The sequence below is a fragment of the Chitinophaga sp. genome (assembly GCF_039596135.1).
Lineage (GTDB): Bacteria > Bacteroidota > Bacteroidia > Chitinophagales > Chitinophagaceae > Chitinophaga.
Map to the genome: position 1 here is coordinate 347102 of NZ_JBCNKH010000002.1, position 19318 is coordinate 366419.

A 19318-nucleotide genomic window follows, 5' to 3' on the forward strand; every position below is an offset into this window, starting at 1 on the left:
CAGCCTAATTTTATCTATCACGGAATGGAATCAAAAATCAACACCGATCAATTTCTGGCCACGCGTCTGAAGAACGGCGATCACTCCGCATTTGAGGAATTGTATGCTACTTATCACCAGTTACTGTACAGCGTAGCATTCAAATACCTGAAAAGCGCAGCCGCTGCTGAAGATGCTGTGCACGAAACGTTCGTCAGACTGTGGACGCACAGAGACGCACTCGATCCGTTGCAGGGTGTACGCAATTACCTCTTCAAAACACTCAAATTCTATATTCTGAACCTTATCAGGAACAATAAGCGTATGCTTGTCAGGAACTATGAGATCACTTACAATGCAGGCGAAATTCACCAGGAAACCGAATCCGCTGTTATATTCAACGATTATAAAAAAGCAGTGGATACTGCTATCAACAGCCTGTCTGCCCAAAAGAAACATATCTTTAAAATGAAGTCAGAACAGGGCCTCTCCAACGAAGAAGTAGCCCAGCGCTTAGGGCTGAGTATCAATACCGTCAAGTTCCAGTATTCACAAGCCAGCAAGGCATTGAAATCTGTTTTAAAGCTTCTTTTTCTCCTCTCTGTAATCGTTTACAAACTTTTTTTTTCTTAGACATAATACTTTTTTAAACTTCAGGTGTAGTACTATATATGAAGCCGCTTATCGACCAGCATCTTTTACAAAAGTTCAGACAGGATCAATGTACACCCGAAGAATACAGGATTGTACTGGAATGGTTCTCTACTGATGAGGGTAAAAAGTACCTGGAAGAATCGATTATGCGTGACCTGGAAGAAGGAGAAGGGAGCGATGTAGTCGCGCCCCCGGCGCTATACGAAACAGTTATGAATACTATTGCGTATAAGCCCCGGCGCCGCATCCACACCCTGCTGAAAGTAGCCGCGGTCGCCGCAGGGCTGATCGTGATGACCTATGCAGGCATATCCTTTTATCATTATCAACAGCTTAAAGTAATTCATACAGCTTATGGAGAACTGCGAACCGTAGTATTACCAGATCAATCTGTAATTACCCTGAATGCCAACAGCACATTACGCTATTACGATAATTGGGAACACGCGAAAAACAGGGAAGTCTGGATAGAAGGAGAAGCCTGGTTCTCCGTTCAGAAATCTCCCGTTCCACGTCCTTTCCTGGTCAATACCGCCAGCCAGGTGCAGGTAGAAGTATTAGGTACCACATTCAACCTGATTGACAGACATGGTCGTATGCAGGTAGTGCTCAATACAGGTAAAGTTCGCCTGCACAGCAGTAAAGAACCTGGAAAGTCAATCGTTATGCAGCCGGGAGACCTGGTTGAATTCAAACAGCAGCAAAAGACTGTGCTGAGGAAGCATGCCGATACATTGACCTATTCTTCCTGGACTAAGCGCAATCTTCATTTTGAAAACGCCACCTTCGCCCAGCTGGCACAGCAACTGGAAGATACCTATGGCGTAACTGTAGAGATAAGGGACTCCTCTCTGTTACACCAGCAGTTCACCGGCACTGTACCCGGTCAGCATATGGATATGTTGCTGGAAGGTTTATCAGAACTATTTCATGTAAAAATCACAAAGGAAAACAACAAGGTAATAATAGATAAAGAGTAAGAAAAACTACCAATGCCGTAAGAGATGTATGCTGGTGTACAACAGCATGCAACAGTAACAGCGCTTTTATTTCATTCATGCTTAAAGGCCGTAGCACATTCGCTCATTAGCGGAGCAGGACTTCCTATGACTTTTAAGTAAAGTAACACAAATCACACTCACATGAACAAGAAGTTCGTTAGTGCCTTTATGGCGGCTATGGGCATGGTATGCTTAAATAACATACCTGCCAGTGCCCAGGACCTGGCTATGCTGGGAAAATCCGGCACTGCTCCTCTCGAAAGAACACAGACAAAATCGCTGAAAACAGTTCTTGACAGGCTGGAGCTCAAGTACAATGTACACTTCATGTACAAAAGCAAGCTGGCCAAATTGCAGTTGTCGAACGTAGAAGAAAGCACAGCTTCACTCGAAGATGAGCTGAAAACTATCACCGTTCCTAACAAACTGCGTTATAAAAAACTCGGAGATGGTTTCTATATCATCTTTGCGCAGGACGATGAACCTGCTACGCCAACTACTTCAAATGGCGATTTAAACACCATCGCTTCTTCTTCCCTCGCTCCTGATATCATCACTGCTACCTCGCTGAGAGCCATACCAGTTTCAGGTGTGGTAACCGACGATAAAGGACAACCTATTCCAGGTGTAACCGTACTGGTAAAAGGCACCACCACTGGTACCACTACCGATGCTACCGGTGCCTGGAAATTGAATGTGCCTGATGCTACTGCGATTCTGGAATTCTCCTTTATCGGGTATGTAAAACAGGAAGTACCTGTAAACGGGGGCACTACCTTCAACATCAAGCTGGTACCAGATGTAACAAGTATGTCAGAAGTTGTTGTAGTAGGTTATGGTACACAGAAAAAAGTAAACCTCACAGGTGCGGTGACCGCCATAGATGGTAAGGAAATCAGCGCCAAACCCGTAGGTCAGGTATCTACCGCACTGCAGGGTGTGGCCCCGGGCGTAACCGTTACCACTGCTTCCGGTCAGCCAGGTGTAGACCAGGGTACTATTAAGATTCGTGGTGTGGGTACACTGAACAACACTGATCCGCTGGTACTCGTAGATGGCGTGCAGATGAGCATGAACGATGTGGATGCCAATGATATTGCTACTTATTCTGTATTGAAAGATGCTGCTGCCGCTGCTATCTATGGTGTGAGAGCTGCAAATGGTGTAATCCTCATCACTACCAAAAGAGGTGCCACCGGCAAAGCGAAGGTGAGCTATTCCAACTATTTCGGCTGGCAGAATCCTGCCCGTCTTGCAAAATACGTAGGTGCAAAAGACTTCATGAAACTGGTAAACCAGTCAGCTATCAACACAGGTGGCGCTGCGGTTTATTCTGATGCACAGATTGCTGCTTACGACGACCCTAACCGTGATACCGATCTTTATCCCGACAACTACTGGTTGAAAAAAATCCTGACCGGTAGCGGGTTTCAACAGGAACATAGCCTGGGTGTAGCAGGGGGCTCTGAAAATGTGAAATACCATTTCTCTGCTAACTATTTCGATCAGAAAGGTCTGATCTCCAACATGGACTTCAACAGGATCACCGTACGCCTGAACACAGATATCAATGTGACGAAAAGACTGACATTCAGTGCAGACATCTCTGCCCGCCTGAATGACAGAAATGAACCACAGGGTGTATCTGGTTCCGCATGGTACCAGTTTGGCCAGGGTGCAGTGATCAATCCACTCACGGTGAACAAATATAAAGATGGTACCTGGGGCATAGTAAGAGGTGGCCAGAACCCGATTCGCTTACAGGAAGAAGGTGGATTGTACAATTACAAGAGCAACCTGTTCTCCGGCAACTTCAAAGGTGTCTATGACCTGGCCAAAGGGCTGAAACTGACAGGTACAGCAGCAGTGAACTACCAGTCTGATTACAACTCCCTCCGCGATAAGACGCTGAATTACTATACTGATCATCCTACTAATTCCACTATCCTGCAGTTAGGACAGAATGACCTCACCAAGGAATCACAGGGTTACTGGTTCAGAAACTTCCAGGGATTAGCAGAATACACCAAACAATTAGGTAAACATTACTTCAAACTGTTAGGCGGTGCTTCACAACTGAATGAAACCACCGATTACCTGAACGGTTTCAGAAAGAATCTCGCAACTGGTACCACACAGCTCAATGGTGGTGAACAATCCGGCCAGAGCACAGCAGGTTATGCTATGGAATATAACCTGGTATCCTTCTTTGGCAGATTGAACTACAACTACGACGAGAAATACCTGTTCGAAGCGAACATCCGTCGTGATGGTTCTTCCCGCTTTCCGAACGGTCAGAAGTGGGGTACATTCCCTTCCTTCTCCCTGGGCTGGAGAGTATCACAGGAATCATTTATGCAGGATGTAAACTGGCTGAATGACCTGAAATTACGTGGTTCATGGGGGCAGTTAGGTAACGACAGGGTGATTGTAAATGCCAATGATCCTACTACTTACAATTATCCTTATCAGACTACATATAGCTATGGTAGCTATCCTTTTGGTGGTGTGCTGAACCCCACTGCAGGTATTTCTATCTATCCAAACAGTGGTCTGACCTGGGAAACTTCTACCATGACAGATATCGGGCTGGATGCGACTGTGCTGAAAAAACTGGATGTTACTTTCGACTGGTATAACAGAACTACCAAAAACATTCTCATGACACTGCCTATTCCATCTTCTGTAGGGCTGAGCGCTTCTGCTATGAATGCGGCCAAAGTACAGAACATTGGTTGGGAATTGGGTCTGAACTACCACAACACCATCGGTGACAAAGGATTTAAATACAATGTTGGGTTCAACATCTCTGATGTACACAACAAGATCCTGGATGTAAAAGGTACTGACCAGATCAGTGCAAACACCAACTACATTTACACTGGCTATGTAACCGGTCAGCCAATCAATGCACTGTATGGTTACAAATCAGAAGGTATTTTCCAGACAGCAGAACAGGTAGCTGGCCATGCTAAGCAGACCGTGGGTACTACCGGCCCTGGTGACCTCATCTACAAAGATATAAATGGGGATGGTACCATCACACAGGCACTGGATAGCAAAGGTGGTGATATGGTTTATCTTGGTAACACCATGCCCCGCTTTACATATGGTTTCAATCTCGGTGCATCCTACAAACACTTCGATTTCTCTGCATTCTTCCAGGGTGTAGGTAAGGTAGATATCATGACCATGCCGATCGAAAGAGCACCTATCAGCAACGATGGTAATTTTAGAGAAGAACACCTGGATAGCTGGACTTCTACCAATACAGGTGCTGCATTTCCAAGACTGCTCACAACGACGCAGAACTACCAGGCTTCTTCCTACTGGGTAAGAAGTGGTGCGTACCTGCGCCTGAAAAACGTACAGCTGGGATATTCCCTGCCAGCAAGCATCCTGGGTAAGTCAGGTTTTGACAGATGCCGTGTGTATGTAAGTGGTTCCAACCTGCTTACTTTCTCTTCACTGCCTAATGATATAGATCCGGAATCTCCAAACGACAGCAGGTATTACCCACAGGTAAAGACCTTCACTTTCGGATTAAATGTGTCATTCTAAATTTAGTAAGCCATGAAGAAATTATCGATATTAATCATGCTGGGTGGAATCGCATTTGCCGGTTGTAATAAACAACTGGACGATCAGCCACAATCCAGTACCAGCCAGGCAACTTATTGGGCTACGGCTACAGATGCCACCAATGCTGTGAACAATTGTTATTCCCGTCTGGGTGATGTGGATAACCGTATCTTCATTTCCTGTGCTACCGATGATAGCTACAGCTGGAGCGACTGGCCAAGTGATGTAAGGCTGGTAGGCAACGGAAGTGGTTCTATCAGTACAGGTACATTCGCGAACTTCTGGAGTAATTTATATCGTATGATTGCGACCTGCAATGATGTGATGGATAATATTGACAGGGTGAAGATGGATGCGGACCTGAAAGCACGTCTGAAAGGGGAAGCCCGTTTTATCCGCGCATATGCTTATCAGCAGTTGATCGGATTGTATGGGGATGTAGTGTTCAGAGATCATACGCCTACAGCGGCCGAATTTTCTGTGGCACGTACACCACGCGCTACCGTTGCTAAATGGATAGTAGACGAACTGGATGCGATTGCACCGGCACTGCCTATATCCTATGGCTCTGCTGACCAGGGTAGAATTACCCGTGGTGCGGCGTTGGCGCTGAAAGCACGTACATTGCTGTACGAAGGTGACTATACGAATGCAGCAACTGCTGCCAAAGCGGTGATGGATCTGGGCTATTACCAGATCGATGCGAACTACAACAGCTTGTTTAACGGTACGAACAAGAGCAGCCTGGAACTTATTCTGACTGCGGGCTATGTAAAGACGACACATCCAAATGCGATGGCTACCTGGGTAGGTGGTCCTTCAATGGGTGGCTGGTCACAGGTAGTACCTTTGCAGTCGCTGGTAGATGCGTATGAATGTACAGATGGTTTGCCTATTGATCAGTCACCGCTGTATGATGCGGCAAATCCTTTCAAAAATCGTGACCCACGATTGAGGAAAGTAGTGGTGACACCTGGCGATACCCTGAATGGTGTGGTGATTGATGTGACGAATAAGAATGGGTTGGATGCTTTGGGTAAAAACAATGCCTCCTTCACTGGTTATTATTATAAGAAGTATGTGCCTGCTGATATTGATGGTAACTGGGATAGCAACTCTTACAATGATATGGTGCTGATGCGCTATGCTGAGGTGTTGCTTACTTATGCAGAGTCGAAGATTGAACTGAATCAGATCGACCAGTCTGTATATGATGCCATCAACCTGGTGCGGCAACGGCCGGGTGTAGGTATGCCAGCTGTAACGGCGGCGACTGCGCCTACACAGGCAGCACTGAGAGAGGTGGTACGTCGTGAAAGACATGTGGAGTTCCCGATGGAAGATAACCGTATTTTCGACATTCGTCGCTGGAAAATAGCAGAGACGGTGATGCCGGGAGTAACGCATGGTATCCTGAATAATTATGATGCTACGCGTTCTGATTATGGTAAGAATGTGGTGATAGAGACAAGGAATTTTACCAATCCGCGCGATTATCTCTGGCCGGTACCGCAGTCTGAAATTTCTGTGAATACGGCGGCATTGCCGAATAACACAGGATGGTGATTTAGTCAATATTCCCCGCCAAACGAAAATGCTTCTGCCGAAAGGCAGGGGCATTTTTTTTTAATGATAGGTATGGGGCTGTAGGCAGCCACCCCCGGCGCCAGCCCAAAAAAGAAAGCTTCTTCCTTGCTGCCGCAGGCCAACCTTCGCGTTAAAAACATGTTAATATCTAAATCCATCAGTAACATCCCCCCTCAATCATCCGCTTTATCTAAAAAATCTTTATGCCTACCCGACTGTTACACTGTACGCTGTTCGGGGTACTGCTGCTCTTAAATGCCTGTCGCTCGGACAATGAGTGGGACACCAATAAAACCCCTTACGAGCCCGTTTATAACGCAGACCCTAACACAAAACACGTTCGTTTTCTACCTCCCCGTTCCACCACCAACGGTGGAAACCTCTACACCTCCGGCGCCTACGTACTGGAAGAAGAAAAAGACTCAGGCTTACACGTAATCTCTTACGAAGACCCTGCAAATCCTAAAAAACTCGCTTTCATCAGCATCCCCGGTTTCCGCGCAGCCGCTATCAAAGGTGATTACCTCTACGTGAGCAACTACGACGACCTGGTCACCATCCACCTCAATAGCTTCAGCAACCCGCAGGAAACAGGCCGCATCGCCCAGGCCTGGCACCTGAACGATTACCCGCCCTTCACCGGGATATTATTCATCTGCGCTGACTCAACCAAAGGCACGATCGTGTCCTGGAAACTCAGTGAAACACTTACCGGAACCTCCGCAAAATGCCGTAGATAATGAAGAAAATTTACACTCCATTTATTATTTTACTCACTGCCGTTATTATAATGGCGATGGATCCCAGCCCCACCCTGAGCTACTTTGCACCTTCCAAATCAGTCGCACAGGCAGGTATTGTCATCAATGGCAACAACCTTTACATTGCCAACAATGATACCCTTGTCAGCTACGATATTTCCCAGCCAGGAACACCTGCCGAAACAGGCCGTGAAAAAACGGGTATGACCGTAGACACCTTATATATGTTTAAACAAAACCTCGTGGTATGCCGTGATAATTTTTATGGCACAGTGATGTATGATGTCTCTTCCGGAGGTTTCGGTCAATCCGGCATCTACTGGCCCTGGACCAGCTGTAAAAAGGTGGTATTATATGGGGATAAAGCATTCGTTACAGATAAACCTGGCTACAGCTGTTCCGGCGAAAACCCTGATGGCGATGTCAGGATGTATACCATCAGTGACAATGCTGCTACAAGCGATCCCATTCATCTCCCTGTTGAAAACGTAAGTGCCCTTGCAGTTACAGATAATACGGTATATGCATCTATGGAAAGCCAGGGTTTTGCAGTAATAGATGTAGCTACCAATCTTATCAAAACCACCTTTCCTGATAAGGTGTATTATTCCCTGCAGATCTCCGGTACTAAGCTGTATGGCAGGAGTAAGACCTCACTGGATTGTTACGACATCTCCAACGCGCAAAGCCCGAAATTGATCTCACAGCTTTCAAACTGATGTATACATGAAACAAATTTACTTTCTCATATTGCTGCTATGCTGTATGACTACAGTGAAAGCACAATCAAACTTAACTGGACTCCGCGCATTCGTCAATGTGGTATCCTTTTCAGAACCTGATGGCGGACCAGCCCTGGGACTTGAATACCGGATCAAAAATAATCTCAGCGTGGCGCTGGAAGGGCAGTGGATTTTATACAACCTGAATCATTACGAAAGGGATAATCATGGCTTTCGCATCACGCCGGATATAAAGTTTTTTCTCCCGGGCAGGAGCAAACATTACAAAATGTTTTTTGCTGCACAGGCCCTATACAAGCAGGTGAATTTATATCAGAATTACATAGTACCTCATATAGAAGATGGGAGACAGGTTTATGAAGAACTCAAACCGTATGAACTGCAAAAACAGATGTTTGCACTGGGGGGCCGGTTTGGATTTCAGACCAACTTTGGCGGAGAGAACGAGAAATTTTTCTTTGAAGCATCTGTGGGATTGGGCCTGAAATGGAGGTGGACACATTATAATCAGGACCCACCTGAAAATAGCTACAAAGAAGGAAACGATTGGTTCCATGTGAACAGCAACGATGTACTGCCAGATATACCATTTAAAGTAAGATTCGGATATCGTTTTTAATATGAAAAGAACTATACTCGTTTGCACAACCCTGTTGCTGGTACTGCAGTTGATGGCCCAGCAGGAGAACCCTACAGCCGGTACCAAAGCAGCATTGATTCGTAACGCAAGATTGAAAGCCAGGTACGAAAAAGATAGAGGAAGCCAATTTAGCGACAAACCCGGTGCTCCTACCGAATTGGGACTGACGGTAGGTACAAACTTATTCTCCCTGCTGGAAGAAGATGCGGGGCCTTCATTGTTTGCTGAATACCGGTTTACCAAACACTGGGAAGTGGGATTACAGGCTACCTGGGTCAATTACACATTTCTGGTAAATGATGATTTCCCTCACCATGGATTCAGGTTACAGCCGGATATTAAGTTTTATATCCTGCCTAAGCATCATAAAATTATGCCCTTTGTAGGAATAGGGGGTGTATTTACCCAGGTGCATTACAAAGCATACGTTACCAACCCGGATGATGGATTAGGTGGTGGTCCGAATTTTTCAGCCGGCAAAACCGCGAATGAAAATAAGCGGATAGCAGGGTATGCGTTATTATTTGGTTTTAAGAAATACCTGGATGGGGAAAAACATCGGATATCGCTGGAGGTATATATGGGAATAGGTAGTAAATGGAAGAGTTTTCCAGGTCGTTCGGCAGCGAGAACAACTTATATCAAAAATCAAATCAATAGCATGAATTATTCGACTGATTTTATTTTCTACGATAAGTTTGATTACCTGGAACCTAAGAAATATCCATACGTTCCAATCTGTGTGAAGTTTGGTTACCGTTTCTGATTCCGTTATATTTGATTGATAGTCACCAAATCAATCTTAAAGAATTCACGGAATGAAAGATGTATTTATTGTCGCCGCTGTGCGTACCCCCATCGGCTCGTTAAATGGCGCCTTGTCGACCCTGCCAGCTACCCGGATGGGAGCGATTGTAATCAAAGCCGCACTGGAAAAAGCGGGCGTGGCAGCAAGTGCTGTCAATGAAGTATTTATGGGCAATGTGCTCAGTGCCAACCTGGGGCAGGCACCTGCTAACCAGGCGAGTATTTATGCAGGTTTACCGAATACAGTGCCCTGTACTACGGTGAATAAGGTGTGTGCCTCGGGCATGAAATCGATCATGCTGGGTGCGCAGAGTATTCAACTGGGTGATAATGATGTGGTAGTGGCTGGTGGAATGGAGAATATGAGCGCAGTACCTTATTACCTGGATAAGGCGAGAACAGGTTATAAATTAGGCCATGGCACCCTGACGGACGGCATTATCCGCGATGGGCTCTGGGATCCTTACAAGGATTTTCATATGGGCAATGCAGCAGAAATATGTGCGGCTGAATATAAAATATCGCGGGAGGAACAGGATGCATATGCCTCGCGCAGTTACAAACGGGCCGCCGCCGCCTTTGAGAATGGATATTTTAAAAATGAGATCGTACCAGTAGAAATCCCCGGAAAAACAGTCGTTACAGTCGCCGAAGATGAAGATTATAAAAAGGTTAACTTCGAAAAAATTCCAACACTAAAGCCCACATTTCAGAAAGACGGTACTATTACAGCTGCAAATGCTTCCAATATTAATGATGGAGCAGCTGCGGTCGTATTGGTAAGCGGAGAGAAACTGAAGGAACTGGGTCTGAAACCGCTGGCAAAGATTATCAGTTTTGCAGATGCATCGCAGGCGCCGGAGTGGTTTACCACTACACCGGTCAAAGCAGTCAATAATGCATTGAAGAAAGCGGGTATGACAATTGACCAGATGGATTTTGCCGAGATCAATGAGGCTTTTTCCTGTGTGCCCATTGCGAATCAGCGGGACCTGGGCCTGGATATGGAGAAGGTGAATGTATGGGGTGGAGCGGTGGCTTTGGGCCACCCGGTTGGATGTAGCGGGGCAAGGATAGTCGTGACATTGAATTCAATCCTGCATGCGCATCATGCAAAATATGGTGTGGCCGGAATTTGTAATGGGGGCGGAGGAGCAAGTGCTATCATCATAGAAAGACTTTAATCCACCTAAGCGTTTCTGCTGCAGGCAGAAACGCTTATCTATATAAACTTAAGGTTGTATCCAGTTTCGCCACTTTTCCTGCATCCTCCACCATATTCAGGTGCAACCACACGCTATCTTTTCCTCTTTTTTCCATCTTCACTCCCAGTATATTCTTTTCCGGTACAATCACATCGCCGGTGATCTTTTCAAATAACAAGTACTTATCCTGCACGAGGCTAAAGCTGGGATGCCGGTCGATAATGTCTATTGACTTGGTTTGCAGGGCAAAATCATCGTCGATCCGGTACCTTTCCATACGGGAGTCAGATAACAGGCCTAAACCGGTAATGACTGCCAGCGTACGCAATGGGGGCAGGAGCAGGCCAACTGCCAGGGCAAAAGGAAAGCCATAAAATGCAGCCAGGTATACCCGTTTTCCGGACACTTCTGGTTGGGTCAGACCATATAATATAATAGCCGAACCTGCGTACAGGGTGAAAAATACTCTTTCTGTATAGGTGCCTTTAAAGCCATATCCGCTGATCAGTAAAATCAGGGAGAGAGCGGCGAAAAATAGCATGGTGAAGTGGAAATACCACATCAGCTGGGTGATTACAGGGGCTTTCACCTTCTTGATCTTGCAGCTGATGGCTGCCAGGAAGCAGATGGATAGGACGGTGATGGTAAACATAGGCTAGGATATTCGGTACTAATATATATAATATTAATGTTATTTAGCTGAAAAGCAGTTTACGCTGGAAATTGTTTATGCCCGTTAGGAAAAAAGAATTTCTTCCTGCTGCCGCAGGCCAATCCTCAATCTCCCTGCCCTCAATTTATCTTTGCTTTTTTCACCATTAAACAATAATTTTGCCCCTGCCTTTGAGAAAACCAAAGACAATCATCTTTCAAACTTTAAGAGTAACAGCATGCGTCAGATAGCTTTCAGACAAGCCTTACGAGAAGCCTTACAGGAAGAAATGCGCCGTGACGAGCGGGTTTTCCTGATGGGAGAGGAAGTAGCCGAATACAACGGAGCCTATAAAGTTAGCCAGGGAATGCTGGATGAATTTGGGGCAAAAAGAGTGATAGATACCCCTATTGCCGAGCTGGGTTTTACAGCAATCGGCGTTGGTGCTGCGCAGAACGGACTTCGTCCGGTTCTGGAATTCATGACCTGGAACTTTGCCGTACTGGCCCTGGACCAGATCCTGAATACTGCTTCTAAAATGCTCGCTATGAGTGGTGGACAGGTAGGTTGCCCGATCGTATTCCGTGGCCCTAACGGTTCTGCTGGTCAGCTGGGTGCTCAGCACTCCACTGCTTTTGAAAGCTACTATGCAAATATCCCAGGTTTAAAAGTTATCTCTGTTTCCAACCCATACGATGCAAAAGGTCTGCTGAAAGCGGCTATCCGCGACAATGATCCGGTTGTATTCATGGAGAGCGAGCAGATGTATGGCGATATGGGTGAAGTACCTGAAGAAGAGTACATCATTCCTATCGGTAAAGCTGATATCAAACGCGCTGGTAAAGACGTTACTATCGTATCTTTCAATAAAATGATGAAAGTTGCACTGGGTGCAGCTGAAGAACTGGCTAAAGAAGGTATCGAGGCAGAAGTAATTGACCTCCGCACCATCCGCCCGCTGGACTGGTTCACCATCCTGGAGTCTGTGAAAAAGACCAACCGCCTGGTGATCGTTGAAGAACAGTGGCCATTCTCCAGCATTTCTTCTGAGATCTCTTACAGAATCCAGAAAGAAGGCTTCGACTACCTGGATGCACCTATCCGTCGTATTACTGCTGCTGATGCGCCTATGCACTACGCACCAAACCTGGTGAAACTTTACCTGCCTGATATCGAAAGAACAGTGAAACTGGTGAAGGAAGTAATGTATATGAAGAAGTAATTTATTTCAGGGAAATAGAAAAAGCCGTCTCAATTGAGGCGGCTTTTTTATTTTCAATTAAATAAGTGAGACTATTTTCAACCCAATAGGTCAGATTTTTTTCAACCCAATAGATCGGGCTATTTTCAATCAAATAAATCAGTCTATTTTCTTTCAGCCGAATAAATCCGAAGACAAATACCTATCTCCCCTGTCACAAATAATACATACAATCACCCCTTTATCCAGCTCCTTCGACAACCTTTCCGCCGCTGACACTGCACCACCACTACTCATCCCACAAAACACCCCTTCTTCTTTGGCTAATCTCCGGGTCATCGCCTTCGCCTCTTCTTCCGATATATCCATGATCCTATCCACCCGCTGGCGATCAAAAATCTTTGGTAGGTAAGCCTCCGGCCATTTCCGGATGCCTGGGATCTTAGATCCGTCTGTTGGCTGACAACCTACTATCTGCACTGCTTCATTCACCTCCTTCAGGTATTTAGACACTCCCATAATGGTACCCGTAGTGCCCATTGCACTTACAAAGTGAGTCACCGTACCCTGGGTATCCCGCCATATCTCCGGCCCCGTAGTTTTATAATGCATGCCATAGTTGTCAGGGTTGCCGAACTGGTTCAGCATAAGATAACCGCCTTTAGCCACCTGGGCATTGGCATAATCAATAGACCCTTCCATAGATTGCTCCTTAGGGGTGAGAATTACCTTAGCCCCGAAGGCTTCCATAGTGAGTACCCTTTCGCGGGTAGCATCTTCCGGCATTACCAGTTCAATCTCTACGCCAAACAGGCTGGCGATCATGGCCAGTGCAATACCCGTATTGCCGCTGGTCGCTTCTATCAGTTTGATACCGGGCTTCAGTTCTCCTCTGTCCAGGGCACCTTTGATCATGCCATAGGCAGCCCTGTCTTTCACGCTACCCCCCGGATTGTTGCCTTCCAGCTTGGCCAGAATGGTCACATTCGGATTGGCGCTGATGTGCTTCAACGTTACCATAGGCGTATTGCCTACCAATTCTAATATTCCTTTTCCTTGCATCAGTTATATAATTTTGATCACACGTTCACAGTGTTCATACTCCCGTCTGCCCGGTAATAGATCCTGCTGAAAGGCTCAGTGCTCTTGATCAGCCATACATTACCACCAATTATGCTGTGGTGACCTACTATCGTATCTCCACCCAGGATGGTGGCGCCGGCATAAATCACAACATGATCTTCGATAGTCGGGTGGCGCTTGCTCCGGGCCATGTCCTTATCCACACTCAGGGCACCTAAGGTAACACCCTGGTACAGTTTTACGTGTGCACCTATTTCGGTGGTTTCACCAATCACGATACCAGTGCCGTGGTCCATGCAGAAGTAAGGAGCAATCACCGCCGCAGGGTGAATGTCAATGCCGGTACGGCTATGGGCCTGTTCCGTGATCATACGGGGCAGGAGGGGGACATGCAGTTTTTGTAAAGCATGGGCAATGCGGTAAAATGCAATCGCATAAAAACCGGGATATGCCCTGATCACCTCATAAAGGCAGGTAGCGGCAGGGTCACCCTGCAACAGGGCCTCTGCATCCTTATTCAGTGCATCGTAAATATCTGGCGCCTGCACCATAAACTGCTGGCTCAGCTTCGCAGCATCCGCAGGCAACTGTTGCTGCATGGGTTGTAAAAGGTGTTGCAATTCATTTTGCAACATGTGCGCGTATTCTTCCAGCAGCACGAGATCTGGCATTACCTTTCCCTGGTATTCGGGAAATAGCCAGTTGATGAAATTATTCGCAAACTCGTTTACAGCGCTTGTCGAGGGATAGGCAGTTGCAGCAGCCAGCTGGTGCCTTCTCCTTAATTCTTCTAAAAGTTGTTGCATATGCAAGTGAATTACAGGCCTATAGTGAATCTTCCTACTACCTGAAATTACGGAAAAGTCCATAAAAGTAGTAGATAAATATCAATTTGAACCCTAAATGGGATTTGTTACCCAATCCTTTTTTATATTATTTTTGCCTGTTGTTCACTAAAACCAAGATATGGCCAACATTCTGATAATTGATGACGAAAAAAGTATCCGCAAAACATTGTCGGAGATCTTAAGCTATGAAGGTTACAAGGTAGACGAAGCTGCAGACGGTGCCGAAGGCTTTAAGATGTTCAAAGACAAGCAGTATGATGCAGTGCTTTGCGATATTAAAATGCCCAAAATGGATGGGCTGGAATTCCTGGAAAAGGCAAAAGAAACCAATCCGGATGTTCCCATTATAATGGTGTCAGGCCATGGCAATATCGATACAGCGGTAGATGCCGTGAAAAAAGGAGCATATGATTATATCTCCAAACCACCGGATCTGAACAGGTTGTTAGTCACCCTGCGCAATGCGATGGACAAAAGTAACCTGGTTGCAGAAACCAAAGTGCTTCGCCGCAAAGTGAACAGAACCCAGGAAATGATCGGCCAGTCAGCTCCTATCCTGAAGATCAAAGAAACCATCGAAAAGGTGGCGCCTACCGATGCCCGTGTACTGGTAACCGGCGAAAACGGGGTAGGTAAGGAACTGGTAGCCCGCTGGCTCCATGAGCGTAGCAACCGTGCTGCTGGCCCTATCGTAGAAGTAAACTGCGCTGCTATACCCAGCGAACTGATAGAAAGTGAGCTTTTTGGTCATGAAAAAGGCTCCTTCACCTCTGCTGTAAAGCAACGTATCGGTAAATTCGAACAGGCGAACGGTGGTACCCTCTTCCTCGACGAAATTGGCGACATGAGCCTCAGCGCCCAGGCCAAAGTACTCCGCGCCCTGCAGGAAGGCAAAATTACCCGCGTAGGTGGCGACAAGGAAATAAGTGTGGATGTGCGTGTGGTAGCTGCTACCAACAAGGACCTGCTGAAAGAGGTGGAAGAAAAGAACTTCCGTCTTGACCTGTATCACCGCCTGAGTGTGATCCTGATTCACGTACCTTCCCTGAACGATCGTCGAGACGATATTCCTGCCCTGGTAGAACATTTCCTGGAAAGTGCCTGTCAGGAATACGGTATGGCAAAGAAGTCCATCGACAAAGATGCCATGAAGGCATTGCAGCAACATAACTGGTCCGGTAATATCCGTGAACTGGGCAACGTGGTAGCGAGATTAGTCATTCTTTCCGGCAAGACCATCACCACCGAAGATGTGGTGGACTATGTAGTACCAGCCAGGGATAAGAAGAAAGTGAATGCATAATATTATTTAAAAACGCTTCTGCCTTTCCGGTAGAAGCGTTTTTCCCCAATTTGTTAATCACCATGGCCAAACACCTATACTTGCTAAGTGGTATGGGTTCCGACGAACGGGTGTTTCAGAACATTACTTTCCCGGATCAGTACATCCTCCATTTCATCCCCTGGCTCACTCCTCTGCCGGATGAAACGCTGGCTGCTTATGCTTCCCGGATGACAGCACATATTCCTGCCGATGAAGATATTACCCTGGTCGGGGTATCTATGGGCGGTATTGTGTCACTTGAAATAGCCCGCCAGCGCCCTGTGAGCAAAGTGATCCTGATCAGCAGCATCAAAACCACCGCCGAGCGGCCAGTCTATTTCAACCTGCTACGCCGTACCCGCTTACTTGCATTATTGGCGCTGCCGGATGCCATCCTCTTTGGCAGGCACCGGGACCTGATTATCCACTTCTTTTTAAAGGCCGAATCACCGGAAGAGAAGAAATTACTGCTGGATTATGTGAAAAATACGGATTTCGTGTACCTCCGCTGGGCCATCAGGATCCTGATCACCTGGGAAAACGAAGTGATACCCTCCCCACTGGTCCACATCCATGGCGCCAAAGACCTGACCCTGCCTATCAGTACAGTCAAAGCAGATTACGTAATCCCCGACGGTGGCCACTTTATGATCTATAACAGGGCAAAGGAAATTACTGCTATACTAAAAAACGAGCTGAACTAGACAGACTTAAAATATTTTAAGAAAACTTTTATTTGTTATTCAGTAGCTTGCAAACGACAGAATATTATATTTGTAAAATTAACTATCTTAAACACCATCTGAATGAACCTGGCTTTTTGGAAGAAGAATAACGAGGGTCAGCCAAAGAAGAAAAAATCTGCCGTAAGAGAGTGGTTTGATGCAGCCATATTCGCTATCATCGCTGCTACCTTGATCCGCACTTTTATTTTTGAGGCATATACTATTCCTACCCCGTCTATGGAAAAAACTTTGCTGGTGAACGACTTCCTGTTCGTGAGCAAAATCAGTTACGGTCCCCGTATCCCCATGACGCCACTGGCAGTACCTTTTACCCATCACACCCTGCCTTTTACAAAATATTCCAAAGCCTATTCTGAAGCAGTACATTGGAAATACAAGCGTTTACCTGGTTTCTCCGATGTAAAACGCTATGATGTAGTGGTGTTCAACTTCCCTGAAGGTGATACTGTGGCCCTGGAAAACCAGGACCAGAGCTACTACCAGATGGTGCGTGCTTATGGCCGCGACGCAGTGTGGGAGCAGAATCACGTGATTTCCCGCCCTGTAGACAAAAGAGAGAACTATATTAAGAGATGTATGGGTGTTGCAGGCGATACCCTCACTATAAAAGACGGTTATGTATTCATCAACGGACAACAGGCACCTATTCCACCGGAAAGTGAGCGCCGTTACATGGTGACTACAACAGGTGATCCCCTGAATCCTTCCCGTCTGGATGAAATGGATATAGACCCGGGTACAGATGGTCCTTACGACTCTGCTACATACAGGTATAACCTGACCCCGGCAGCAGCAGCGACCCTGAAATCCTGGCCGGTAGTAACGAACCTGAAGCCGTTCGTAAATCCACTTCCACAGGAAGTAATGGTATTCCCTCACGATACTGCACACTATCACTGGACAGAACATAATTTCGGACCGCTGTACATTCCTAAGAAAGGGGCGACCGTGAAGATTGATGCAACAACCATTGCTTTCTATGACCGCATTATCAGCGTGTATGAAGGCAATAAACTGGAAAACAGAAACGGTCAGATCTTTATCAATGACCAACCAGCTACCTCCTATACATTCAAGATGAACTATTACTGGATGATGGGGGATAACCGCGATAACTCCCTGGATTCCCGCTACTGGGGTTTTGTGCCGGAAGATCACATTGTAGGTAAGGCATGGCTGATCTGGATGAGTTATGGTAAAGGCAGTATCCGCTGGAGCCGCCTGTTCAGAACAATTAAGTAAGTTATTAGAAATTTTGAATACAAGAGAAAGCTATTGCCCCCAGGCAGTAGCTTTTTTGCATACAAGAGATTTTTCGTCAGCGATTTCCTTCAGTTCGTCAGTTCTTTTTTTTAACCCGATCCTCTTCAGCTTTCTTTGTGTTATAAAATCAATCACACATGAAAGTCTTTTTCCTCTCCTGCTTTTGTATCGTTTTCAGTAGTCAGATATTCGCACAGGTAGCTGATACCAGTGCCCTTTATAAAGCCATTAAAGCAAATGACAGCTTAATCTTCGACGTAGGTTTCAACACCTGCAACCTCGCTCCTTACAATGACATCATTGCAGATGATTTTCGTTTTTATCATGACAAGGGAGGCATTACCTCTGGCAAAACAGCCTTCATCGCCAGCATGCAAACCGGTATCTGCCAGTTGCCTTACAAAGCCGAAAGACAGTTGGTACCCGGCACATTACAGATTTTCCCGCTTGAAAAAAATGGCGTACTATATGGTGCTATTGAAAGCGGCGACCATGCTTTTTATGAGGTAGAGAAGGATGGAACCCACCATCAGACTGGTGTGGCGAAATTCACACTCGTCTGGCTGTTAGTCGATAATAAATGGAAGGCTACCGAGGGATTAAGCTATGATCACCGTGCAAAGTAGGTGGCCACAGGGCTTTTGCCTGCTTCAGATCACACAACACGCCCGCCGGCCTTTCATCCGCTACGAAATAATGCAGAAGCATTTTTTTCGTAATTTCAACCATGACCACGCAAAAATTCACATTCGAATACGTCTCTTACCCGGATAGCAGCGAGCTTTCTCCAGCAGATGAACAACTGCTGACCCGGGCCCGCAAAGTCACTGAAAATGCCTATGCACCTTACTCTAATTTCTTTGTAGGCGCTGTCATCCTGTTGGCAAATGGTGAGACGGTACAAGGCACCAACCAGGAAAACGCAAGTTTCCCGGTAGGCATCTGCGCCGAAAGAACCGCATTGTCTACAGCGAGTTCGTTATACCCGGGCGTAGGCATCGACACTATAGCCGTTAGTTATTGCAACAAAAACGGGGGTAAAAACGACGCCCCTATTTCCCCCTGTGGTATCTGTCGCCAGACGATTACGGAATACGAAAACAGGCAGCAAAAGCCTATTCGCATTATCATGAGCGGACAAAGCGGAAAGGTATACGTTCTGCAAACAGCCAAACACCTGTTACCATTCGGGTTCACCGCAGAAGATATGGAGTAGCGGGAATTTGTTTATCTTTACGGACT

General features: G+C 46.3%; 18 protein-coding genes. 15 read left to right on the forward strand and 3 right to left on the reverse strand.

Annotated elements, in window-relative coordinates; all coding sequences use genetic code 11:
* Positions 1-24: 24 nt before the first annotated feature.
* The 9 genes from ABDW16_RS03295 to ABDW16_RS03335 all read left to right on the forward strand — a co-directional run bounded on the left by ABDW16_RS03295 (position 25) and on the right by ABDW16_RS03335 (position 10938).
* Positions 25-612 (forward strand): RNA polymerase sigma-70 factor, encoded by a 588-nt coding sequence (locus tag ABDW16_RS03295; RefSeq protein WP_343667691.1) that lies wholly within the window; start codon positions 25-27, stop codon positions 610-612.
* A 38-nt stretch (positions 613-650) separates the two neighbouring features.
* Positions 651-1613 (forward strand): FecR domain-containing protein, encoded by a 963-nt coding sequence (locus ABDW16_RS03300; protein ID WP_343667692.1) that lies wholly within the window; start codon positions 651-653, stop codon positions 1611-1613.
* Between the two features lie 162 nt (positions 1614-1775).
* The gene (locus ABDW16_RS03305) at positions 1776-5195 is read left to right on the forward strand and encodes a SusC/RagA family TonB-linked outer membrane protein (protein WP_343667693.1); all 3420 of its coding nucleotides are present in this window, start codon (positions 1776-1778) and stop codon (positions 5193-5195) included.
* Between the two features lie 12 nt (positions 5196-5207).
* Positions 5208-6782, forward strand: a complete 1575-nt coding sequence (locus ABDW16_RS03310) for a RagB/SusD family nutrient uptake outer membrane protein (protein WP_343667694.1) — start codon at positions 5208-5210, stop codon at positions 6780-6782.
* A 224-nt stretch (positions 6783-7006) separates the two neighbouring features.
* Positions 7007-7543, forward strand: a complete 537-nt coding sequence (locus ABDW16_RS03315) for a hypothetical protein (RefSeq protein ID WP_343667695.1) — start codon at positions 7007-7009, stop codon at positions 7541-7543.
* Positions 7543-8283, forward strand: coding sequence for a hypothetical protein (locus tag ABDW16_RS03320; protein WP_343667696.1), 741 nt, complete (start codon positions 7543-7545; stop codon positions 8281-8283). Before ABDW16_RS03315 ends, ABDW16_RS03320 begins: the two co-directional genes overlap by 1 nt.
* A gap of 7 nt (positions 8284-8290) precedes the next feature.
* A complete protein-coding gene (locus ABDW16_RS03325) occupies positions 8291-8926 on the forward strand; it encodes a DUF3575 domain-containing protein (protein ID WP_343667697.1) in 636 nt (211 codons plus the stop codon).
* Between the two features lies 1 nt (position 8927).
* Positions 8928-9713 carry a DUF3575 domain-containing protein gene (locus tag ABDW16_RS03330; RefSeq protein WP_343667698.1) on the forward strand — a complete coding sequence of 262 codons (786 nt, stop codon included), beginning with the start codon at positions 8928-8930 and terminating at the stop codon, positions 9711-9713.
* Between the two features lie 52 nt (positions 9714-9765).
* Positions 9766-10938, forward strand: coding sequence for an acetyl-CoA C-acyltransferase (locus tag ABDW16_RS03335; RefSeq protein WP_343667699.1), 1173 nt, complete (start codon positions 9766-9768; stop codon positions 10936-10938).
* Positions 10939-10972: 34 nt separating this feature from the next.
* Here ABDW16_RS03335 and ABDW16_RS03340 read toward each other — a convergent pair whose 3' ends face one another.
* Positions 10973-11611: a hypothetical protein gene (locus ABDW16_RS03340; RefSeq protein ID WP_343667700.1), complete on the reverse strand. Its 639-nt coding sequence runs from the start codon at positions 11609-11611 to the stop codon at positions 10973-10975.
* A gap of 151 nt (positions 11612-11762) precedes the next feature.
* Here ABDW16_RS03340 and ABDW16_RS03345 point away from each other — a divergent pair, with 151 nt between their 5' ends.
* Positions 11763-12833 carry a pyruvate dehydrogenase complex E1 component subunit beta gene (locus ABDW16_RS03345; protein ID WP_343667701.1) on the forward strand — a complete coding sequence of 357 codons (1071 nt, stop codon included), beginning with the start codon at positions 11763-11765 and terminating at the stop codon, positions 12831-12833.
* A 153-nt stretch (positions 12834-12986) separates the two neighbouring features.
* On the opposite strand, the gene cysM is transcribed toward ABDW16_RS03345, so the two are convergent.
* Positions 12987-13874: a cysteine synthase CysM gene (cysM, locus tag ABDW16_RS03350; protein WP_343667702.1), complete on the reverse strand. Its 888-nt coding sequence runs from the start codon at positions 13872-13874 to the stop codon at positions 12987-12989.
* Between the two features lie 17 nt (positions 13875-13891).
* Positions 13892-14701, reverse strand: coding sequence for a serine O-acetyltransferase (locus ABDW16_RS03355; RefSeq protein ID WP_343667703.1), 810 nt, complete (start codon positions 14699-14701; stop codon positions 13892-13894).
* A gap of 160 nt (positions 14702-14861) precedes the next feature.
* Between ABDW16_RS03355 and ABDW16_RS03360 the strand changes: the two genes are divergently transcribed.
* From ABDW16_RS03360 to cdd, 5 genes are all read left to right on the forward strand, one after another.
* Positions 14862-16046 carry a sigma-54 dependent transcriptional regulator gene (locus tag ABDW16_RS03360; RefSeq protein WP_343667704.1) on the forward strand — a complete coding sequence of 395 codons (1185 nt, stop codon included), beginning with the start codon at positions 14862-14864 and terminating at the stop codon, positions 16044-16046.
* A gap of 62 nt (positions 16047-16108) precedes the next feature.
* The gene (locus tag ABDW16_RS03365; protein ID WP_343667705.1) at positions 16109-16771 is read left to right on the forward strand and encodes an alpha/beta hydrolase; all 663 of its coding nucleotides are present in this window, start codon (positions 16109-16111) and stop codon (positions 16769-16771) included.
* Positions 16772-16873: 102 nt separating this feature from the next.
* Positions 16874-18055 carry a signal peptidase I gene (lepB, locus tag ABDW16_RS03370; protein ID WP_343667706.1) on the forward strand — a complete coding sequence of 394 codons (1182 nt, stop codon included), beginning with the start codon at positions 16874-16876 and terminating at the stop codon, positions 18053-18055.
* 158 nt (positions 18056-18213) lie between these two features.
* A complete protein-coding gene (locus ABDW16_RS03375; protein ID WP_343667707.1) occupies positions 18214-18702 on the forward strand; it encodes a nuclear transport factor 2 family protein in 489 nt (162 codons plus the stop codon).
* A 101-nt stretch (positions 18703-18803) separates the two neighbouring features.
* Positions 18804-19292 carry a cytidine deaminase gene (gene cdd, locus ABDW16_RS03380; RefSeq protein WP_343667708.1) on the forward strand — a complete coding sequence of 163 codons (489 nt, stop codon included), beginning with the start codon at positions 18804-18806 and terminating at the stop codon, positions 19290-19292.
* Positions 19293-19318: the final 26 nt, after the last annotated feature.

Excerpts from the sequence above, each read along its gene's own strand:
- ABDW16_RS03330 (WP_343667698.1), top strand. The coding sequence starts at position 8,928 with ATGAAAAGAACTATACTCGTTTGCACAACCCTGTTGCTGGTACTGCAG.
- cysM (WP_343667702.1), bottom strand. The coding sequence starts at position 13,874 with ATGCAAGGAAAAGGAATATTAGAATTGGTAGGCAATACGCCTATGGTA.
- ABDW16_RS03315 (WP_343667695.1), top strand. The coding sequence starts at position 7,007 with ATGCCTACCCGACTGTTACACTGTACGCTGTTCGGGGTACTGCTGCTC.
- ABDW16_RS03295 (WP_343667691.1), top strand. The coding sequence starts at position 25 with ATGGAATCAAAAATCAACACCGATCAATTTCTGGCCACGCGTCTGAAG.
- cdd (WP_343667708.1), top strand. The coding sequence starts at position 18,804 with ATGACCACGCAAAAATTCACATTCGAATACGTCTCTTACCCGGATAGC.
- ABDW16_RS03325 (WP_343667697.1), top strand. The coding sequence starts at position 8,291 with ATGAAACAAATTTACTTTCTCATATTGCTGCTATGCTGTATGACTACA.
- ABDW16_RS03365 (WP_343667705.1), top strand. The coding sequence starts at position 16,109 with ATGGCCAAACACCTATACTTGCTAAGTGGTATGGGTTCCGACGAACGG.
- ABDW16_RS03360 (WP_343667704.1), top strand. The coding sequence starts at position 14,862 with ATGGCCAACATTCTGATAATTGATGACGAAAAAAGTATCCGCAAAACA.
- ABDW16_RS03320 (WP_343667696.1), top strand. The coding sequence starts at position 7,543 with ATGAAGAAAATTTACACTCCATTTATTATTTTACTCACTGCCGTTATT.
- ABDW16_RS03355 (WP_343667703.1), bottom strand. The coding sequence starts at position 14,701 with ATGCAACAACTTTTAGAAGAATTAAGGAGAAGGCACCAGCTGGCTGCT.
- ABDW16_RS03310 (WP_343667694.1), top strand. The coding sequence starts at position 5,208 with ATGAAGAAATTATCGATATTAATCATGCTGGGTGGAATCGCATTTGCC.
- ABDW16_RS03305 (WP_343667693.1), top strand. The coding sequence starts at position 1,776 with ATGAACAAGAAGTTCGTTAGTGCCTTTATGGCGGCTATGGGCATGGTA.
- ABDW16_RS03300 (WP_343667692.1), top strand. The coding sequence starts at position 651 with ATGAAGCCGCTTATCGACCAGCATCTTTTACAAAAGTTCAGACAGGAT.
- ABDW16_RS03340 (WP_343667700.1), bottom strand. The coding sequence starts at position 11,611 with ATGTTTACCATCACCGTCCTATCCATCTGCTTCCTGGCAGCCATCAGC.
- lepB (WP_343667706.1), top strand. The coding sequence starts at position 16,874 with ATGAACCTGGCTTTTTGGAAGAAGAATAACGAGGGTCAGCCAAAGAAG.
- ABDW16_RS03375 (WP_343667707.1), top strand. The coding sequence starts at position 18,214 with ATGAAAGTCTTTTTCCTCTCCTGCTTTTGTATCGTTTTCAGTAGTCAG.
- ABDW16_RS03335 (WP_343667699.1), top strand. The coding sequence starts at position 9,766 with ATGAAAGATGTATTTATTGTCGCCGCTGTGCGTACCCCCATCGGCTCG.